Genomic DNA, 16571 nt, shown 5'->3' on the forward strand with positions numbered 1-16571 from the left:
CCTGTATTCCTTTTTAAAAAAATACTTTAAGGAGATTTTATTATGAAAAAGGAATTGATAAATACTATCGAACAGGGAATGTTAGGCATTTTAAATAATGAGCAACTTGCAAGATTACATGAAGTTTTGGAATTAAGCTTTACAATGTTTGCTGAAAACAGAGGCGATTCACAACAATCTAATGACGAACTTTTAAAGCTATTTTTATCGGCTAAGCAAGTAGAAGGCTGCTCAGAAAGATCATTGAAATATTACAGAACTACTCTGTCTAAGATGATTGTAAAAATAGATAAATCTGTAAGACAAGTTGAAACTAATGATATCAGAGCATACATTTCGGGTTACGAAAATGAAAGTAATGTCGGAAAAGTGACACTTGATAATATCAGAAGAATCATTTCAAGCTTTTTTGCATGGCTTGAGGATGAGAATTATATTGTGAAAAGTCCTGCAAGAAGAATCCATAAGATAAGAGTTGGTAAGACCGTTAAAGATGTGTATTCTGATGAGGAATTAGAACAAATGAGGGACACATGTACTAATTTACGTGATCTTGCCATTATTGATGTCCTTTCTTCCACAGGGATTCGTGTAGGAGAATTGGTTAATCTTAATATAGCAGATGTTGATTTTGAAAAACGTGAATGCGTAGTTATGGGTAAGGGTAATAAACAGAGACAAGTCTACTTCGATGCAAGAACTAAAATACATTTGTATGAGTATATTGCCAGTAGACATGATGAAACTAAAGCTCTGTTCGTATCTTTAAATAATCCACATAATAGGCTATCAATACGTGGTATAGAGACTATTTTGCATAAGGTTGGCTCTAATTTAAAATCCACAAAAGTGCATCCGCACAAATTCAGACGAACATTAGCTACGAAAGCTATTGATAAAGGAATGCCTATAGAGCAGGTACAAGTACTGTTAGGACATTCTCAAATTGATACAACGCTTAGATATGCTATGGTTAATCAGAATAATGTAAAAGCTTCACATCATAAGTATATAGGCTGATTCAAATCCAAATTTGATGCTAAGAAACGAAATGCTACTCTAATAGCTGAAAGGAATTCATTGATAGACAAGTATTTAAGATAAAATCCAAATTTGCCGAAATGTTTGGTTTAGAACAATTTATTGAAGATGAAACTACTTCGCAATATAATCTTATGCCAATAGAATCAATATGTGATGACGGACGCGGTAGGGTTATTAGTAATGAATATATAACGGCAAACCAAGGGATTTATCCGGTATATTCATCACAAACAACCAATAACGGTATATTTGGATATATTAGCACTTATGATTTTGAGGGTGAATATGTCACATGGACAACTGATGGTGCTAATGCTGGGACTGTATTTTATAGAAATGGAAAATTCAACTGTACAAACGTCTGTGGAACATTAAAAGCAAAAGATTCTTCTGTGGTTAACATGCAATACCTTGCACATATACTTGGAGAAATTGCGTATAAACACGTTAACCATGTTGGAAATGACAAATTAATGAATGCTCCAATGAAAAAAATCAGAGTACCTATTCCACCAAAACCCATGCAAGATGATTTTGCTGCTTATGTATCATCCTGCGACAAATTGAAATTTGAGGCACATTTTTATCAACAATCACATAAGGAATAAATGTTTAAAATAAAAATGACCACACTGGAGTAAGTCTATACTCTAGTGTGATTATTCTTATTTTTGAGTTCTGTTGGAAGGCTTTGCTTAGAAAATAATCGTTGTTTTCGTTAATTCCTAATTGAGTTATCGTAAGGGATACCACTTTTTTGTGTGATAGAAAATTCTTTTTTTGTGTAGTAAATAGTATAAAACCATATCCTGCTTGTGACTTTGGAGGCAGATTAGAAGTTCTTAATGTACCTGTTATGATGCAGCAACATTCTGACATGGATGTCAGAATGAGTCCTAAAGAGCCCGGATGGCTCATTTAAGACGGTTGCGTAATGGTTATTTTATTTAAATCAGGTACATTTAGAAATTCTTATCTGTCTGCAGTGTAACAAACGGATATGGTTTTATACAATTTGTAAAATAAAAAATGAAATTTAGAATTGACATTTAAAAATACAGGTTCTATACTTATTAAGAATATGAAAAGACGATGACGAAGAGAGTAGTTTTCCATGGAAAGTCAAAGAGAGCCGGGGCAGGTGGAAACCGGCATGAGTAAATGGAAAATGAAAATCACTTCCAAGTTGCAGTTCGAACAGGCAAAGATGCGTTAGTAGAAACTGACGGATTTCCCCCGTTACGGGAACGTATATGCGAAGCTGTAAGCTTCAAGTATGTTGTAACAAGGTGGTTAGAAACGGCAGGCGCACGTCCTTATTACAGGACGGCGTCTTTTTTACTTTACAGGAAATTGCTTTCCTGTAAAGTAAAAAACGCTCCGCAAGGATGCACACTGCGGCGTATAAGGTAGATGTCGCAAGCGACCGCCGCAGGCACGAGAATGTGCCAAGGCACATTCTTTTTTACGAGGGTAGCGAGAAACTGAAATTTTAAGGAGGACTAACATGTACGAAAAAGTTTCCCCAAATCTAAATTTTGTGGACAGAGAAAAGCAGACTGTAAAATTCTGGAAAGACAATGATATTTTTAAGAAAAGTATGGAGAACCGGAAAGAAGGCGAGACCTATACTTTCTATGATGGACCGCCAACTGCAAATGGTAAGCCACATATCGGTCACGTATTAACCCGTGTTATCAAAGACATGATTCCAAGATACCAGACCATGAAGGGCAAATATGTCCCACGTAAAGCCGGATGGGATACCCATGGACTTCCAGTAGAGCTGGAAGTAGAAAAGCTTTTAGGATTAAACGGAAAAGAGCAGATTGAAGAATATGGTATGGAGCCATTCATCAAGAAATGTAAAGAATCCGTATGGAAATACAAAGGAATGTGGGAAGATTTTTCAGGAACCGTTGGATTCTGGGCTGATATGGAAAACCCATATGTAACATATGATGATAATTTCATTGAATCTGAGTGGTGGGCTCTTAAGAAAATCTGGGATAAGAAGCTGTTATACAAAGGTTTCAAGATTGTTCCTTACTGCCCGAGATGTGGAACTCCGCTTTCTTCCCAGGAAGTAGCACAGGGATATAAGACGGTAAAAGAACGTTCCGCAATCGTAAGATTCAAAGTAATCGGAGAAGATGCATATTTCCTGGCATGGACCACAACTCCATGGACACTACCATCTAACGTTGCACTTTGTGTAAACCCGGACGAGACTTACTGTAAAGTAAAAGCTGCTGACGGATATACTTATTATATGGCAGAAGCACTGTTAGATAAGGTACTTGGCAAATTTGCGGATGAAGAAAATGGCGTAAAAGCATATGAAGTATTGGATACTTTCCCAGGAAAGTCATTAGAGTACAAGGAATATGAGCCATTATTTGACTGCGCAAAGGAAATCTGTGAGAAACAGCATAAGAAAGGCTACTATGTAACCTGTGATACTTATGTAACCATGACAGATGGTACCGGTATCGTTCACATCGCACCTGCATTTGGTGAAGACGATGCCCAGGTTGGACGTAGATACGGACTTCCATTTGTCCAGCTGGTAGACGGAAAAGGAGAACTTACCAAAGAGACTCCATATGCCGGTGTATTTGTAAAGAAAGCAGACCCAATGGTATTAAAAGACCTGGAAGAAAAAGGACTGCTCTTTGATGCACCAAAATTTGAACATGAATATCCACACTGCTGGCGTTGTGATACTCCTCTGATTTACTATGCAAGAGAATCCTGGTTCATTAAGATGACCGCAGTAAAAGAGGATTTGATCCGCAATAACAATACCGTAAACTGGATTCCGGAATCTATCGGAAAAGGACGTTTCGGTGACTGGCTTGAAAATATTCAGGACTGGGGTATTTCCCGTAACCGTTACTGGGGAACTCCGCTTCCTGTATGGGAGTGTTCCTGTGGACATCAGGAGTGTATCGGAAGCCGTGCAGAATTAGCAGAGCGCAGTGGGAACCCGGATGATGCCAAAGTAGAATTACATCGTCCATACATTGATGCAGTAACCTTCAAGTGCCCGGATTGTGGCGGCGAAATGCATCGTGTACCGGAAGTAATTGACTGCTGGTTTGACTCAGGAGCAATGCCATTTGCACAGCATCATTATCCATTTGAAAATGAAGACCTCTTTAAACAGCAGTTCCCTGCACAGTTTATTTCTGAGGCAGTAGACCAGACCCGTGGATGGTTCTATTCCCTGATGGCAGAGTCTACCTTATTATTTAATAAAGCACCATATGAAAATGTTATCGTATTGGGACATGTACAGGATGAAAATGGACAGAAGATGAGTAAGTCCAAAGGAAATGCCGTTGACCCATTTGATGCATTAGAGACTTACGGAGCAGATGCAATCCGCTGGTATTTCTACATCAATTCTGCACCATGGCTGCCAAACCGTTTCCATGGAAAGGCAGTACAGGAAGGACAGCGTAAATTCCTTGGAACACTTTGGAATACTTATGCATTCTTCGTGTTGTATGCAAATATTGATGAATTTGATGCAACCAAATATACACTGGATTATGAGAAACTTTCCGTTATGGATAAATGGCTTCTCTCCAAACTCAATACACTGATTAAGACTGTAGATAATAATCTGGGTAATTATCGTATTCCGGAAGCTGCAAGAGCACTGGATGAATTTGTAGATGAGATGAGTAACTGGTATGTAAGACGTTGTCGTGAGCGTTTCTGGGCAAAGGGCATGGAGCAGGATAAAATCAATGCATATATGACTCTTTATACTGCACTGGTAACTGTATGCAAGGTAGCAGCGCCGATGATTCCTTTCATGACAGAAGAAATTTACCAGAACCTGGTATGCAGCATCGACAAGAGTGCGCCGGAAAGCATCCATCTTTGCGACTATCCGGTGGCAAACGAGAGCTGGATAGACAGTGAATTAGAGAAAAATATGGACGAAGTATTGAAAATCGTTGTTATGGGCCGTGCTTGCAGAAATACTGCGAACATCAAGAACCGTCAGCCGATTGGAAATATGTTTGTAAAAGCACCATTTGAATTATCCGAATACTTTACAGAGATTATCGAAGATGAGCTGAATGTAAAGAAAGTGACATTTACAGAGGATGTCAGTGCATATACTAGCTATACCTTCAAACCACAGCTTCGTACCGTTGGACCGAAATTCGGTAAATATTTAGGTCAGATTCAGAAAGCACTTGCAGAATTAGACGGCAACAAGGCAATGGCTGAGCTTAAGAGCACAGGTGCACTGAAACTTGACAGTATAAGCGACGAAGTTGTATTATATGAAGAGGATTTACTTATCACCATGACACAGCAGGAAGGTTACATGACAGAAGGTGATAATGAAGTGACCGTAGTTCTTGATACGAACCTTACTCCAGAACTTTTAGAGGAAGGAATGGTAAGAGAATTAATCAGCAAAATCCAGACAATGCGTAAGGAAGCAGGATTTGAAGTAATGGATAAAATTACTGTTTCTTATAAGGCAGATCAGAAAGTAAAAGACATCTTCGCAAAATATGGGGAAGAAATTGCAAAAGAAGTTCTGGCTGAGAGTGTTGTGGCTGATATGGTGAGCGGATATCAGAAAGAATGGAACATTAATGGTGAAACGGTTGTGCTTGGCGTGGAAAAGAAATAAGCAGAATAAAGATAAGGGAGTGGAGCCGACAGGGGCTTGCTCCCTTTTTGCACAAAAAACACCGGAATCGAAACAAAAGGAGAACATTATGAAAAGCAAAATGTTTGAAAAGGAAACCTTCAAAAAAGAGGTAGTTGAGAACGTAAAATACCTCTATCGTAAGACAATGGATGAAGCAAGCGAGCAGGAAATTTTCCAGGCAGTATCCTACGTTGTAAAAGATGTAATCATTGACCAGTGGCTTGCAACCCAGCAGGAATTTGATAAAGCAGATCCAAAGATTGTATACTATATGTCCATGGAGTTCTTAATGGGCCGTGCATTAGGCAATAACCTGATTAACTTAACGGTATACAATGAAGTGAAAGAAGCTTTAGAGGAAATGGGAATCAACTTAAATGCCATAGAGGATCAGGAGCCGGACCCGGCACTTGGAAATGGTGGACTGGGAAGACTTGCTGCCTGCTTTATGGAATCTTTGGCAACTCTGGGATATCCGGCATATGGTTGTGGAATCCGTTACCATTATGGAATGTTCCGTCAGAAAATAGAGAATGGTTATCAGGTAGAAGAGCCGGATAACTGGTTACAGAATGGATATCCATTTGAATTAAAACGTCCGGAATACAATTTCGAAGTAAAATTTGGTGGATATGTACGTGCAGAGGCACAGCCAGATGGAAGAACCAGATTCGTACAGGAAGGCTATCAGTCCGTAAAAGCAATTCCTTATGATATGCCAATCGTAGGTTATAACAATAATGTAGTAAATACATTGATGATCTGGGATGCAGAGCCAATGGAATGCTTCGAGCTGGATTCCTTTGATAAAGGTGATTATCATCGTGCAATCGAACAGCAGAACCTTGCAAAGAACTTAGTAGAAGTTCTCTATCCGAATGATAACCATATCGCAGGAAAAGAGCTTCGTTTAAAACAGCAGTACTTCTTTGTATCTGCCAGCTTACAGCGTGCCATTGCAAGATTTAAGAAGAATCATCCAGACATTCATATGCTTCCTGAAAAAGCAGTATTCCAGATGAATGATACCCATCCAACCGTAGCAGTTGCAGAGTTAATGCGTATCTTACTGGATGAAGAAGGCTTGGAGTGGGATGATGCATGGAATATTACAACAAAATGTTGTGCATATACCAACCATACCATCATGGCAGAAGCATTAGAGAAATGGCCAATCGAGATTTTCTCAAGACTGCTTCCTAGAATTTACCAGATTGTAGAAGAAATCAACCGTCGTTTTGTACTGGAAATCCAGCAGAAATATCCTGGAGACAACCACAAGGTTGAGAAGATGGCAATTATATATGATGGTCAGGTAAAAATGGCTCATCTGGCAATCTGTGCAGGATATTCTGTAAATGGTGTAGCGGCACTTCATACAGAAATCCTTAAGAAACAGGAATTAAAAGATTTCTACGAGATGTTCCCGGAGAAATTTAATAATAAGACCAATGGTATTACACAGCGTCGTTTCTTAATGCATGGAGATCCATTACTTGCAGACTGGGTAACCAAATATGTTGGAAAAGACTGGATTACAGACCTTTCCCGCATCAAGAGATTAGAGTTCTATGCAGATGATGAAAAGGTTCAGCAGGAATTCTTAAATATCAAATATCAGAACAAGCTGCGTCTTGCATCTTATATCGAAGAACACAACGGAATTGAAGTAAATCCTCGTTCTATCTTTGATGTACAGGTAAAACGTCTGCATGAGTACAAACGCCAGCTCTTAAATATTCTTCATGTAATGTATCTTTACAATGAATTAAAAGAGCATCCGGATATGGAATTCATTCCAAGAACTTTCATTTTCGGAGCAAAAGCAGCAGCAGGCTACCGCAATGCAAAACTTACCATCAAATTAATCAACTCTGTTGCAGATGTCATCAACAATGATAAGTCCATCAACGGAAAGATTAAGGTTGTATTTATCGAAGACTACAAGGTATCCAATGCAGAGATTATTTTTGCAGCAGCAGATGTCAGCGAGCAGATTTCTACTGCAAGTAAGGAAGCATCCGGAACCGGTAATATGAAGTTCATGCTGAATGGAGCGCTTACCATCGGAACCATGGATGGTGCAAACGTTGAGATGGCAGAAGAAGTCGGCAAAGAAAACATGTTTATCTTCGGTATGAGCTCTGACGAAGTGATTGCTCATGAGCAGAAACGCGATTATGACCCAATGCAGATTTTCAACAATGATCAGGATGTCCGTAAAGTTCTGATGCAGTTAATCAACGGATTCTATTCACCAAATGATCCGGAATTGTTCCGTGACCTTTACAACTCACTGCTGAATACACAGTGCACACAGTACGCAGATACTTACTTTATTCTGGCAGACTTCCGTTCTTATGTGGAAGCACAGAAGAAGATTAATGCTGCATATGCAGATGAAAAAGAATGGGCTAGAAAAGCAATCTTAAATATTGCAGCTTCCGGCAAATTCTCATCTGACCGTACGATTCAGGAATATGTGGATGATATCTGGCACCTGAACAAAATCACTGTTACAGTAGATGACAAAGCAGAATAAAATTAAGAAATAAAAGCATAAGCATAAAAACAGAAAGAGGCAGCAGCCCGGCAGGGCGGCTGTCTTTTTCTGTTCAAGCAAATCAATTCTGCTCTTCCACAAGACTGCTATAGATTATGTTTTCGGGTTATGTCTGCCGGAAAAAATTTACTTGTATTCAATGGGCTTATTTGTTACAATCAACACAAAGCATATATTCTGATTTTCGAATGGTGAAAGCCAGTCTAAATTTCTAGTATCAATTCAATGAATTCTATGCTTTTAAATTCTAATAACAATTAATAAACGCATAGTGCATTGAAGAGGCGGAAGTTTAGGAAAATATGAGATATATGCAATCCTGCTTTTCACTGCATTATGGGAAAAGGAGGAAAAATGAGAACTTTAGAAGAACTGAATCTGGTGGATGACTTTCTGGTAAATAGCTTAACCAGTCACAAAATTTATGGGGAACAGTCAGCGAGGTATATTTTGGAATGCATTCTGCATCGACAGATAGGAAAGCTTACGGTAGTGCCGCAGCGTTTCTTTTGCGGAGAGAATACAGAAACCCACGGAATCCGGCTGGATGTATATCTGGATGAAGAGAATGGTGAAATCTTTGATATAGAACCGGACCAGAATGACGGAAAGAACGAGATGGCAGCATTGCCAAGAAGAGTCCGTTTCTATCATGCAAAAATTGACGCGGGAAATTTGCCATCGGGCGAAACCTATGGAAGTCTTCGGAATGTTGTTGTGATTTTCATTACAACTTATGACCCCTTTGGACTGAACCGCATGATGTATACCATTAAGAACCGTTGTGTAGAAGTGCCGGAATTAACGTATGAGGATGGTGCGCAGACCATATTTTTGTATACAAGAGGAAGTGAAGGAAATCCGCCGGAGGAATTAAAACAGCTACTGCATTACATGGAACATTCATCTGTAGAGAATGCTTCCACCGAAAACCTGAAAAAGTTACACCGGATGGTAACTGCAGTCAAACGGGATGGAGAGGTAGGTCTTGCATATATGAAGAGCTTTGAGAGAGAAGAAAGAATTCGCAAACAGGGCGAAGAGGAAGGCAGAAAAGAAGGCTTGGAAGAGGGCGAAATAGTAGGAAAAACGAAGGAAGTTATAAAGCTTGGACGCAGATTCGGAAAGTCAGAGAAGGAAATTATTTTATTGCTGCAGGAGGAACTGCATATAGATAAAGATAAGGCAACGGATTTTCTGGAAAAGTATGATAAGTAAGACGATTAGAAAGAATGTGAGAATTACAGCATGAGCAACAAATTGGCGAAGCATCAGAAACAAAAAGAACGATTAACCGGAAAGCAGAAGAAAGTTCTGTTCTGGAGTTGTTTTGCTGCTTTAAGCATAGCTTTTCTGGCGGTCTGGTTAAACGTATTTTTGACGTCGAAGGCACTTCACAGGCAAATGGAAGAGATGGTATTAGGAGAAGATTATGATAGAGAAGATGTTGTGATAACGGATAAAAAGAGTGAAGATGCTACGGCGGATAATTCCATATCTCAAAATTATTTCTTCTATTATCATGATGGCAAAACGAATGAATATAATAAGCGGATGCAGGTGCCGGAAAGTGTATATGCAGAATATAAAGTGGGAGATACCATAACTGCATATACCACAGATCATATAAAATATTCTTATAATAAAGCGGGTATTCTTCCAGATAAAAAATATAGGAACAATGAATTAATGAAAGTAGCCGGAGTGTTGCTGGGAGCTGCAATAGGTTTCCTGAGTTTGTGGGGCTTATTAAACAGAAAGATAAGTTAAAAACTATGATTTTAGGAGAAATTCAAAATGTTATATATTATGCGGCATGGAAAAACGGAATGGAATGCATTACATAAAATACAGGGAAGAACGGATATCCCATTAAATGAAGAAGGACGCCTGATGGCGGAAAAAACATGCGAAGAGTATAAGGATTTGCACATAGATGTGTGTTATTGTTCTCCGTTGATAAGGGCTGTTGAGACAGCACAAATTGTGTTAAAAAACCGGAAAATTCCAATAATAAAAGACGAACGGCTGATGGAAATGAGTTTTGGAGATTATGAGGGAATCGAAAACAGCTTTGCTATTCCGGATTGCCCGATTAATATTTTGTTTCAAAAGCCGGGAGAATATCACGAATCGATAGGTGGAGCAGAAACCTGGGAGGAACTCTTTGCAAGAACCGGAGCATTTTTGAAGGAAGTGATAGAGCCACAGCTACAGGAGGGGAAGGATATCCTGATTGTGGGACATGGTGCGATGAATGCAAGCATTATCTGTCAGGTGAAGGGTATGCCGATTGAGGAGTTTTGGAGTGCGGGACTTGAACAGTGTAAAATTTTGGAACTGTAAATTGGATAGATGTTGGAATATGATAAGTGAATGGAATGAAAAAAAGTAATAATATGAGTAAATTGGAGTGGACAATAAAATTAATTATTATAGTGGTTGGTTCAGTCGTTGCAGCATATGGCATTACACTGGCATTGTATGCGGGATTTGGCGGTGCAACCCTTGCCGTATTATGGCAGGGAATTTCGAAAACATTTCATGTAAGTATCGGTACGGCATCCATGATAGTAGCCATAGTTATGATTGTATTTGCGTTTTTCTATGACAGGTCACAGATACATATCGGCACGATACTTTACCAGATTGTGTATAGCTTTTGTGTAGATTTGTTTGCAAATGCACATGTGTACAGTACGCATATATGGGTAAATGCACTTATCATGTTATTGGGAATTGTGCTTTTTGCAATAGGAACTGGTTTTTATGCGGCAGCCTCCCTGGGGCGGGGTTCTTATGAGGCACTGACTTTTTCTCTTGCGGAAAAGAACAACTGGCAGGTAAAAATTGTACGAATGGTACTGGATGTCGTGATGGTTGTGACAGGCGTTATGCTGGGCGGAAAATTTGGCATATGCACCATAGTAACAATCCTCATTTCCGGACCGGTCATCCAGTTTACTGCGGCAAAAACGAAAAAGTTAATTTGCGTTGCTTGTGGCAACGACCGTTCTGATATCTAATAGTGGTATCAAAACAAAGGAGACACACAGGACTGTCCCACTGTGCATCTTATAATTCAAGAATAACTCCTTTGCCGGCATATGGAGAATGCGAAGAATAAGAAACAGACAGAGTCGGAGAGGGCAGAAGCAGAGAGAGTGGAAGCAGAGGCTGAATTGGAGGAATAGACATGGTGTATTGTTCAAAATGTGGTAAACAAATGGATGATAGTGCAACATTCTGCTCAGGTTGTGGAGCACCATTACAGAATCAAATTAATTATGCAGTACCGGATATTAACAAAGTTCGTAAGCCTGGATTTGGAGTGGTGGCACTTGTGCTTGGTATAGTGGGAGTATTAGCATGGATTATTCCAATAATTGGGTTACCAGTTGGAACTATAGCTTTGGTATTTGGAATAATAGGATTAAAGAAAAGTAGTAAGGGAATGTCAATAGTGGGTATTGTATTAGGTATTATATGTCTTGTGTTGACAATAATAAATAGTGCAATCGGTGCATATCAGGGATATCATGGTGAAGCATGGTTTCAAAAAGATTCAAATACTATAGAAGAAAATGTCAGTGATGATCAGCCATCGGGGAAACAAGAGACAAATATATTCACATTACGGGATAGCGATGGGAATATACTTATGATTGGAGGTATAAAATCGGCAGAAGCAACAATGGTTGATAATGGAGATGGAATCAAGAAGGCAGTAGTACAAATTGAGTTTGATGAAGAATCAACAAAAACATTTGCAGATATTACTACAAATAATATTGGAAATACGATAGGCATTTATTTGAATGATGAAATGATTGCAAACCCAAGAGTAATGTGTGCAATAACTGAAGGCAGTTGTCAAATAGAAGTAGATACATATGAACAGGCTCAGGTATTGTCTGAGGCACTTGAAAAGTGCAAATAATAGTTGGATTATGGGAGGATAGATATGGCTGCTACAATTATTTATTTGGTAATTTCATTATTGGTTTCACTTATTTTTATTATACTTGGAATTATGCAGTATAGGTCTGAAAAACCAGTATCAATAAATACGGGAGAGAAACCTCTTCGTAAAGAGGAACTGACAAATGTTACGGAATGGAACCATAGACATGGCAGAAATTTTATTATTTTGGGGTGTGTGCTATTTATAACACAAGCTGTTTTTGGATATTTTATTAAAAAGCTGGATGGCGTTGTGGTTCAGGTGGTTATTTATATGATAGTTCTATTTTCTGAAATCGCATGGGTTGAGTTTGAACATAATATGATGAAAAAGAAAATGATAAAAAAGCATTGAAATAACAACTTATAATTGACCGAGCTCTTTGAGCGAGGGATACTTCTTGTCCGAAGGGCAAGAAGGTGGAACTGAGAAGAATTAAAACAATCGGAAGTTATAAAGGAGAAACACTATGGGATTATTTGGTAAAAGCAAAAAAGAGCGAGAAAAAGAGTATATGAACAGATTAGATGTTCCATTATGTTTAAAAGAAGACTTTGAATTGATTATTGATGATGTATTTACAATTATGGGGGTTGGAACAGTTGCCACAGGAAACATATCAACAGGAATGTGTAGAGAAGGAGAAAATGCGTGCGTTTATAAAACAAATGGAGGTGTATTAGAGACTATAATTACTACCATCGATATACATACAAAAGAACGAAAATCAAATGGTTGTGGATATAAAACAGAGCATGTTGGACTTGGGTTAAGAGGAGTTTCTAAGGAACAATTAGAAAAAGGAGATAGAGTGATTGTAAAGAATGCCAATATGTATGGAATGTAATTACAAATTCCAGTTTGATGGAGAAAAAATCATTCATGCCCTATGTTATATAGTTTTTGTATGTTTTCAGGAAGACTCCTTTATATAGTTCGTTTTGCCTTCCTGATAATGTTCTTACACATAGGCGTGTAAGGAATGTTATTCCTTGATTTTTTTCATACGCCAAATCCATGAAGTCGATGAAGATAATCTTGATGTCAGGAGTGCCATTCAGTTCAATGATTCTATCGATATATTTTGATCTCTTGATTGTTTTTATATAGTCACCCACTTTCAAAAACACAAATTTTTTTATTTTTTGAAAGTGGAAACTATGTAAAGGTAACCCGAAGGCTGCCCGGACATCAAAGCCTATAGAAACGCTTAGAGGCTGTTTTACAGTGGGGAAAAAGAAAAAATATCAAAAAATTGATGATTAATGGTGAGCTTGTGATAGAATGAAAAAAGAGAAAAGCAGAAAGGATGTAGTTGTGGAGAATATTTGTTATGATTAGAAAGTTGCTGAACGGAGATATCGATAGAGTTGCTGACATATGGTTAAAGACAAATCTGAAAACGCATTATTTTATTTCCAATCAATACTGGAAAAGTAATTATGAATTAGTGAAAGAAATGATGTCACAATCCGAAGTCTATGTGTTTGAAGTGGATAAGATGATACAAGGATTTGTAGGACTAAATAATGAATATATTGAATGTATTTTTGTTTCTGAAGAAATGCAGTCATGCGGCATAGGTAAGCTTTTATTGAATTATATTAAGGATAAAAAAGATAGATTACAATTAAATGTATACCAGAAGAATGCCAGAGCAATTTCTTTTTACCAAAGAGAAGGGTTCATTATTCAATGTAAAGGTTTGGATGAAGCTACTGGTGAAAAAGAATACACCATGCTATGGAAACAAAAATAGAAATCAAAATTTGACGGAGTGACAATATATGAAGTATTTATATTTGCATGGACTAGGGCAAAAACCAGACAGTTGGAATAGAGTAATAAAAGAAACGAAAGTATCGAAAAGCAGTTGCAGTTTGAGTTTATCAGAGCTGTTAGAAAGGAAATCTGCTACATATAAGGAATTATATTCAGCATTCTCATCAGAATGCGACAAGGAGAACGAAGAAATTGTCTTATGTGGGCTTTCTCTAGGAGCTGTTTTGGCACTTAATTATGCGATAGACCACCCAGATAAAGTAAAGGCACTCGTATTAATTGCAGCACAATATAAAATGCCCCGAAAATTATTGAAAGTTCAGAATATGTTGTTTCATCTTATGCCGAATTCGGCATTCAATAAAATGGGCTTCAAAAAAGCAGATGTTATTAACCTATGTGGTACGATGGCTGAATTAGATTTCAGTGGCTCACTGCATAAGGTGTCTTGTCCGGTATTAATCGTTTGTGGAGAGAAGGACAATGCAAACAAAAAAAATTCAAAAGAACTTTGCCATTATCTGAACAATTCCTACTTCCATGAACTTATGAAAACAGGTCATGAAGCAAACATAGAAGCCCCGGAAGAGTTGGCGATTGTGTTGCAAAGATTTTATGATAGTATCAGTTAACTTCCTGCTTGTGAGGATTGCACCATTTGTTCTTATTGCATCTGTAATTGGAGTTGTAATCATTATATAAAAGAAGTTAAAATGGAAGCAGAACAGGAAAAGAAAATTAATAAAAAGATAGGAAAAACAAACTATGAAAATCGAACATATTGCATTATATGTAAATAATCTGGAAGAAGCCAGAAGTTTCTTTATGAAATATTTTGATGCAAAATCAAATGATGGATATCATAATTTTCAGACGGATTTCCGCTCTTATTTTCTTTCATTTGATGATGATACACGTATAGAGATTATGAATAAACCAGAAATGTCGGATTGTCCAAAAGAGCTTACTCGTACCGGCTATGCACATATTGCTTTTAGCGTAGGCAGCAAAGAAAAGGTTGATACTTTGACGGCAGAGTTAAAGGCAGATGGTTATGAAGTTGTCAGCGGTCCAAGAAAGACTGGAGATGGTTATTATGAAAGTTGTATTGTTGCATTCGAAGATAACCAAATTGAAATTACAGTCTGAAAAATAGGAGGGCATAAATCGGAATTTGTGGAGAGATTTCTTGAACTTTCCTTATTTTACGGGCTTTCCAGCCCCTTAAATAGTGAAATGATATGTATTTTCCCTTATTTTTGACCTTATGCGGAATCAGCAAGGGAAATAAGGGAATTTTTTATTTAGTCGTTGCCTGCCACTTTATCAAGAAGTCTGGCGGAGTTCCGCTTTGCCTTTCTTGTAGAGTGGGCGTAGACATTCATTGTGGTACTGACATCAGAGTGCCCTAACAGTTCCTGCACATCTTTTGGGGCAGCTCCGTTTGAGAGGAGGTTGCTTGTGTAGGTGTGTCGCAACTGGTGGAAATGGAAATTCTCAAATCCGTCCAGCCTTTTTGCAACTGATCGGCAGGCAATGCTGAGTGTGCTTGGCAGTTCCAGACATCCGTCCGGTCTCAGGCAGACAAAGGAGATTTCCTTGTAATCTACCGGGATTTCTTCGGTTCCGTCCAGATGATAATATTCATAATACACTCTGTTTTTGTCCTGTGCTTCCTTGTAGAAATTGCGGTGGTAAAGTTCACCATACTGCATCCGGCTTTTAAGCTGTTTTTTTCTGGCGGTTTTCAGTATTTCAGTCAGAGTATCGCCAAAATCAACAATCCTTACTTTCTTTCGCTTGGTCGGTCCGATGATGTTTTTATGTTTTGTGCCATCATAGCGGATACTTCTTTTAATGGTCAGGCATTGTTCTTCAAGATTGATGTCCTGCCATGTCAATCCGCAAACTTCACCGATACGAAGTCCCGCATAGTATGCGATCTGGATTGGCAGGATTGCAGGTGGATTCTTTACTTTGAGGTATTCTATCAGTCTCTCATAATCTTCATGGGAAATAGGCTGTATGCCTTCTTCTACCTCATCATCTGAGAATAAATCCACATCCTCTGCCTGTTTTTTCAGCTTAATATACTGCATAGGATTAAAAGTAATCAACTGTTTTGGAAATACTGCAAACCGGAAAGCCTGTTGTAATACTGCTGAAAAGGAATGGATGTAATCTTTACTGTATCCTTTTCTCACTTTTCCATCTGGAAATTCCCCACCGAATGTAAGCAGATCGAGAAATGCCTGTAAATGTTCAGCAGTAACGGTTTTTAATTTGCGTTCTGCAATCGGATGTTTCTTGATACAACGGATTGCACCAAGATAATTTTCCACTGTACCATTGCTGAGTGTTCCGACTTTCAGTTCTTCTTCCGCCCACATATCAAGAAGTTCTCCTACAGTAAGATTATCTGTCTTTGCGACAAATTTCTTGCTTTCGTAATCATCCATTGCCTGACGGAGCAGTTTTTCCGTTTCACTTTTACTTTCTGTTCCAGCGTATTCTTTCTGAACCAGATTGCC

15 protein-coding genes and 1 pseudogene are annotated in these 16571 nt (G+C 38.3%); 14 read left to right on the plus strand and 2 right to left on the minus strand.

Features of this window, described 5'->3' with window-relative positions; genetic code table 11:
• The first annotated feature begins 42 nt into the window (after positions 1–42).
• The 11 genes from xerA to LKD41_RS14330 all read left to right on the plus strand — a co-directional run bounded on the left by xerA (position 43) and on the right by LKD41_RS14330 (position 13105).
• The gene (gene xerA, locus LKD41_RS14280; RefSeq protein WP_227701539.1) at positions 43–1020 is read left to right on the plus strand and encodes a site-specific tyrosine recombinase/integron integrase; all 978 of its coding nucleotides are present in this window, start codon (positions 43–45) and stop codon (positions 1018–1020) included.
• 101 nt (positions 1021–1121) lie between these two features.
• Positions 1122–1652 (plus strand): restriction endonuclease subunit S, encoded by a 531-nt coding sequence (locus tag LKD41_RS14285; protein ID WP_227701540.1) that lies wholly within the window; start codon positions 1122–1124, stop codon positions 1650–1652.
• Positions 1653–2551: 899 nt separating this feature from the next.
• Positions 2552–5710: an isoleucine--tRNA ligase gene (gene ileS, locus LKD41_RS14290; protein WP_227701541.1), complete on the plus strand. Its 3159-nt coding sequence runs from the start codon at positions 2552–2554 to the stop codon at positions 5708–5710.
• Between the two features lie 88 nt (positions 5711–5798).
• Positions 5799–8273 (plus strand): glycogen/starch/alpha-glucan phosphorylase, encoded by a 2475-nt coding sequence (locus tag LKD41_RS14295; protein ID WP_227701542.1) that lies wholly within the window; start codon positions 5799–5801, stop codon positions 8271–8273.
• Positions 8274–8648: 375 nt separating this feature from the next.
• Positions 8649–9512: an Rpn family recombination-promoting nuclease/putative transposase gene (locus LKD41_RS14300; RefSeq protein WP_227701543.1), complete on the plus strand. Its 864-nt coding sequence runs from the start codon at positions 8649–8651 to the stop codon at positions 9510–9512.
• A 30-nt stretch (positions 9513–9542) separates the two neighbouring features.
• A complete protein-coding gene (locus LKD41_RS14305; RefSeq protein ID WP_227701544.1) occupies positions 9543–10064 on the plus strand; it encodes a hypothetical protein in 522 nt (173 codons plus the stop codon).
• A gap of 27 nt (positions 10065–10091) precedes the next feature.
• Complete coding sequence (locus tag LKD41_RS14310; RefSeq protein WP_227701545.1) at positions 10092–10640, plus strand: histidine phosphatase family protein; 549 nt, start codon at positions 10092–10094, stop codon at positions 10638–10640.
• 35 nt (positions 10641–10675) lie between these two features.
• Positions 10676–11320 carry a YitT family protein gene (locus LKD41_RS14315; RefSeq protein WP_331470937.1) on the plus strand — a complete coding sequence of 215 codons (645 nt, stop codon included), beginning with the start codon at positions 10676–10678 and terminating at the stop codon, positions 11318–11320.
• A 170-nt stretch (positions 11321–11490) separates the two neighbouring features.
• Positions 11491–12234 carry a SecDF P1 head subdomain-containing protein gene (locus LKD41_RS14320; RefSeq protein WP_227701546.1) on the plus strand — a complete coding sequence of 248 codons (744 nt, stop codon included), beginning with the start codon at positions 11491–11493 and terminating at the stop codon, positions 12232–12234.
• A 24-nt stretch (positions 12235–12258) separates the two neighbouring features.
• A complete protein-coding gene (locus tag LKD41_RS14325; protein ID WP_227701547.1) occupies positions 12259–12612 on the plus strand; it encodes a hypothetical protein in 354 nt (117 codons plus the stop codon).
• Between the two features lie 115 nt (positions 12613–12727).
• On the plus strand, positions 12728–13105 hold the full coding sequence (locus LKD41_RS14330) for a translation elongation factor Tu domain protein (protein WP_021748087.1): 378 nt from the start codon (positions 12728–12730) through the stop codon (positions 13103–13105).
• A gap of 117 nt (positions 13106–13222) precedes the next feature.
• Here the strand turns inward: LKD41_RS14330 and LKD41_RS14335 are convergent.
• A pseudogene (locus LKD41_RS14335) lies at positions 13223–13400 on the minus strand (ATPase); the annotation flags it as partial.
• 191 nt (positions 13401–13591) lie between these two features.
• Between LKD41_RS14335 and LKD41_RS14340 the strand changes: the two are divergent.
• From LKD41_RS14340 to LKD41_RS14350, 3 genes are all read left to right on the plus strand, one after another.
• On the plus strand, positions 13592–14017 hold the full coding sequence (locus LKD41_RS14340; protein WP_227701548.1) for a GNAT family N-acetyltransferase: 426 nt from the start codon (positions 13592–13594) through the stop codon (positions 14015–14017).
• A 28-nt stretch (positions 14018–14045) separates the two neighbouring features.
• Positions 14046–14672 (plus strand): alpha/beta fold hydrolase, encoded by a 627-nt coding sequence (locus LKD41_RS14345; RefSeq protein ID WP_227701549.1) that lies wholly within the window; start codon positions 14046–14048, stop codon positions 14670–14672.
• A gap of 133 nt (positions 14673–14805) precedes the next feature.
• Positions 14806–15189, plus strand: coding sequence for a VOC family protein (locus LKD41_RS14350; protein WP_227701550.1), 384 nt, complete (start codon positions 14806–14808; stop codon positions 15187–15189).
• Between the two features lie 155 nt (positions 15190–15344).
• Here LKD41_RS14350 and LKD41_RS14355 read toward each other — a convergent pair.
• Positions 15345–16571: tyrosine-type recombinase/integrase (locus LKD41_RS14355; protein ID WP_195288119.1), on the minus strand; the 1227-nt coding region annotated here is incomplete at its 5' end.

The sequence above is a fragment of the Roseburia sp. CLA-AA-H209 genome (assembly GCF_020687575.1).
GTDB classification, from domain to species: Bacteria; Bacillota; Clostridia; order Lachnospirales; family Lachnospiraceae; genus Roseburia_C; species Roseburia_C amylophila.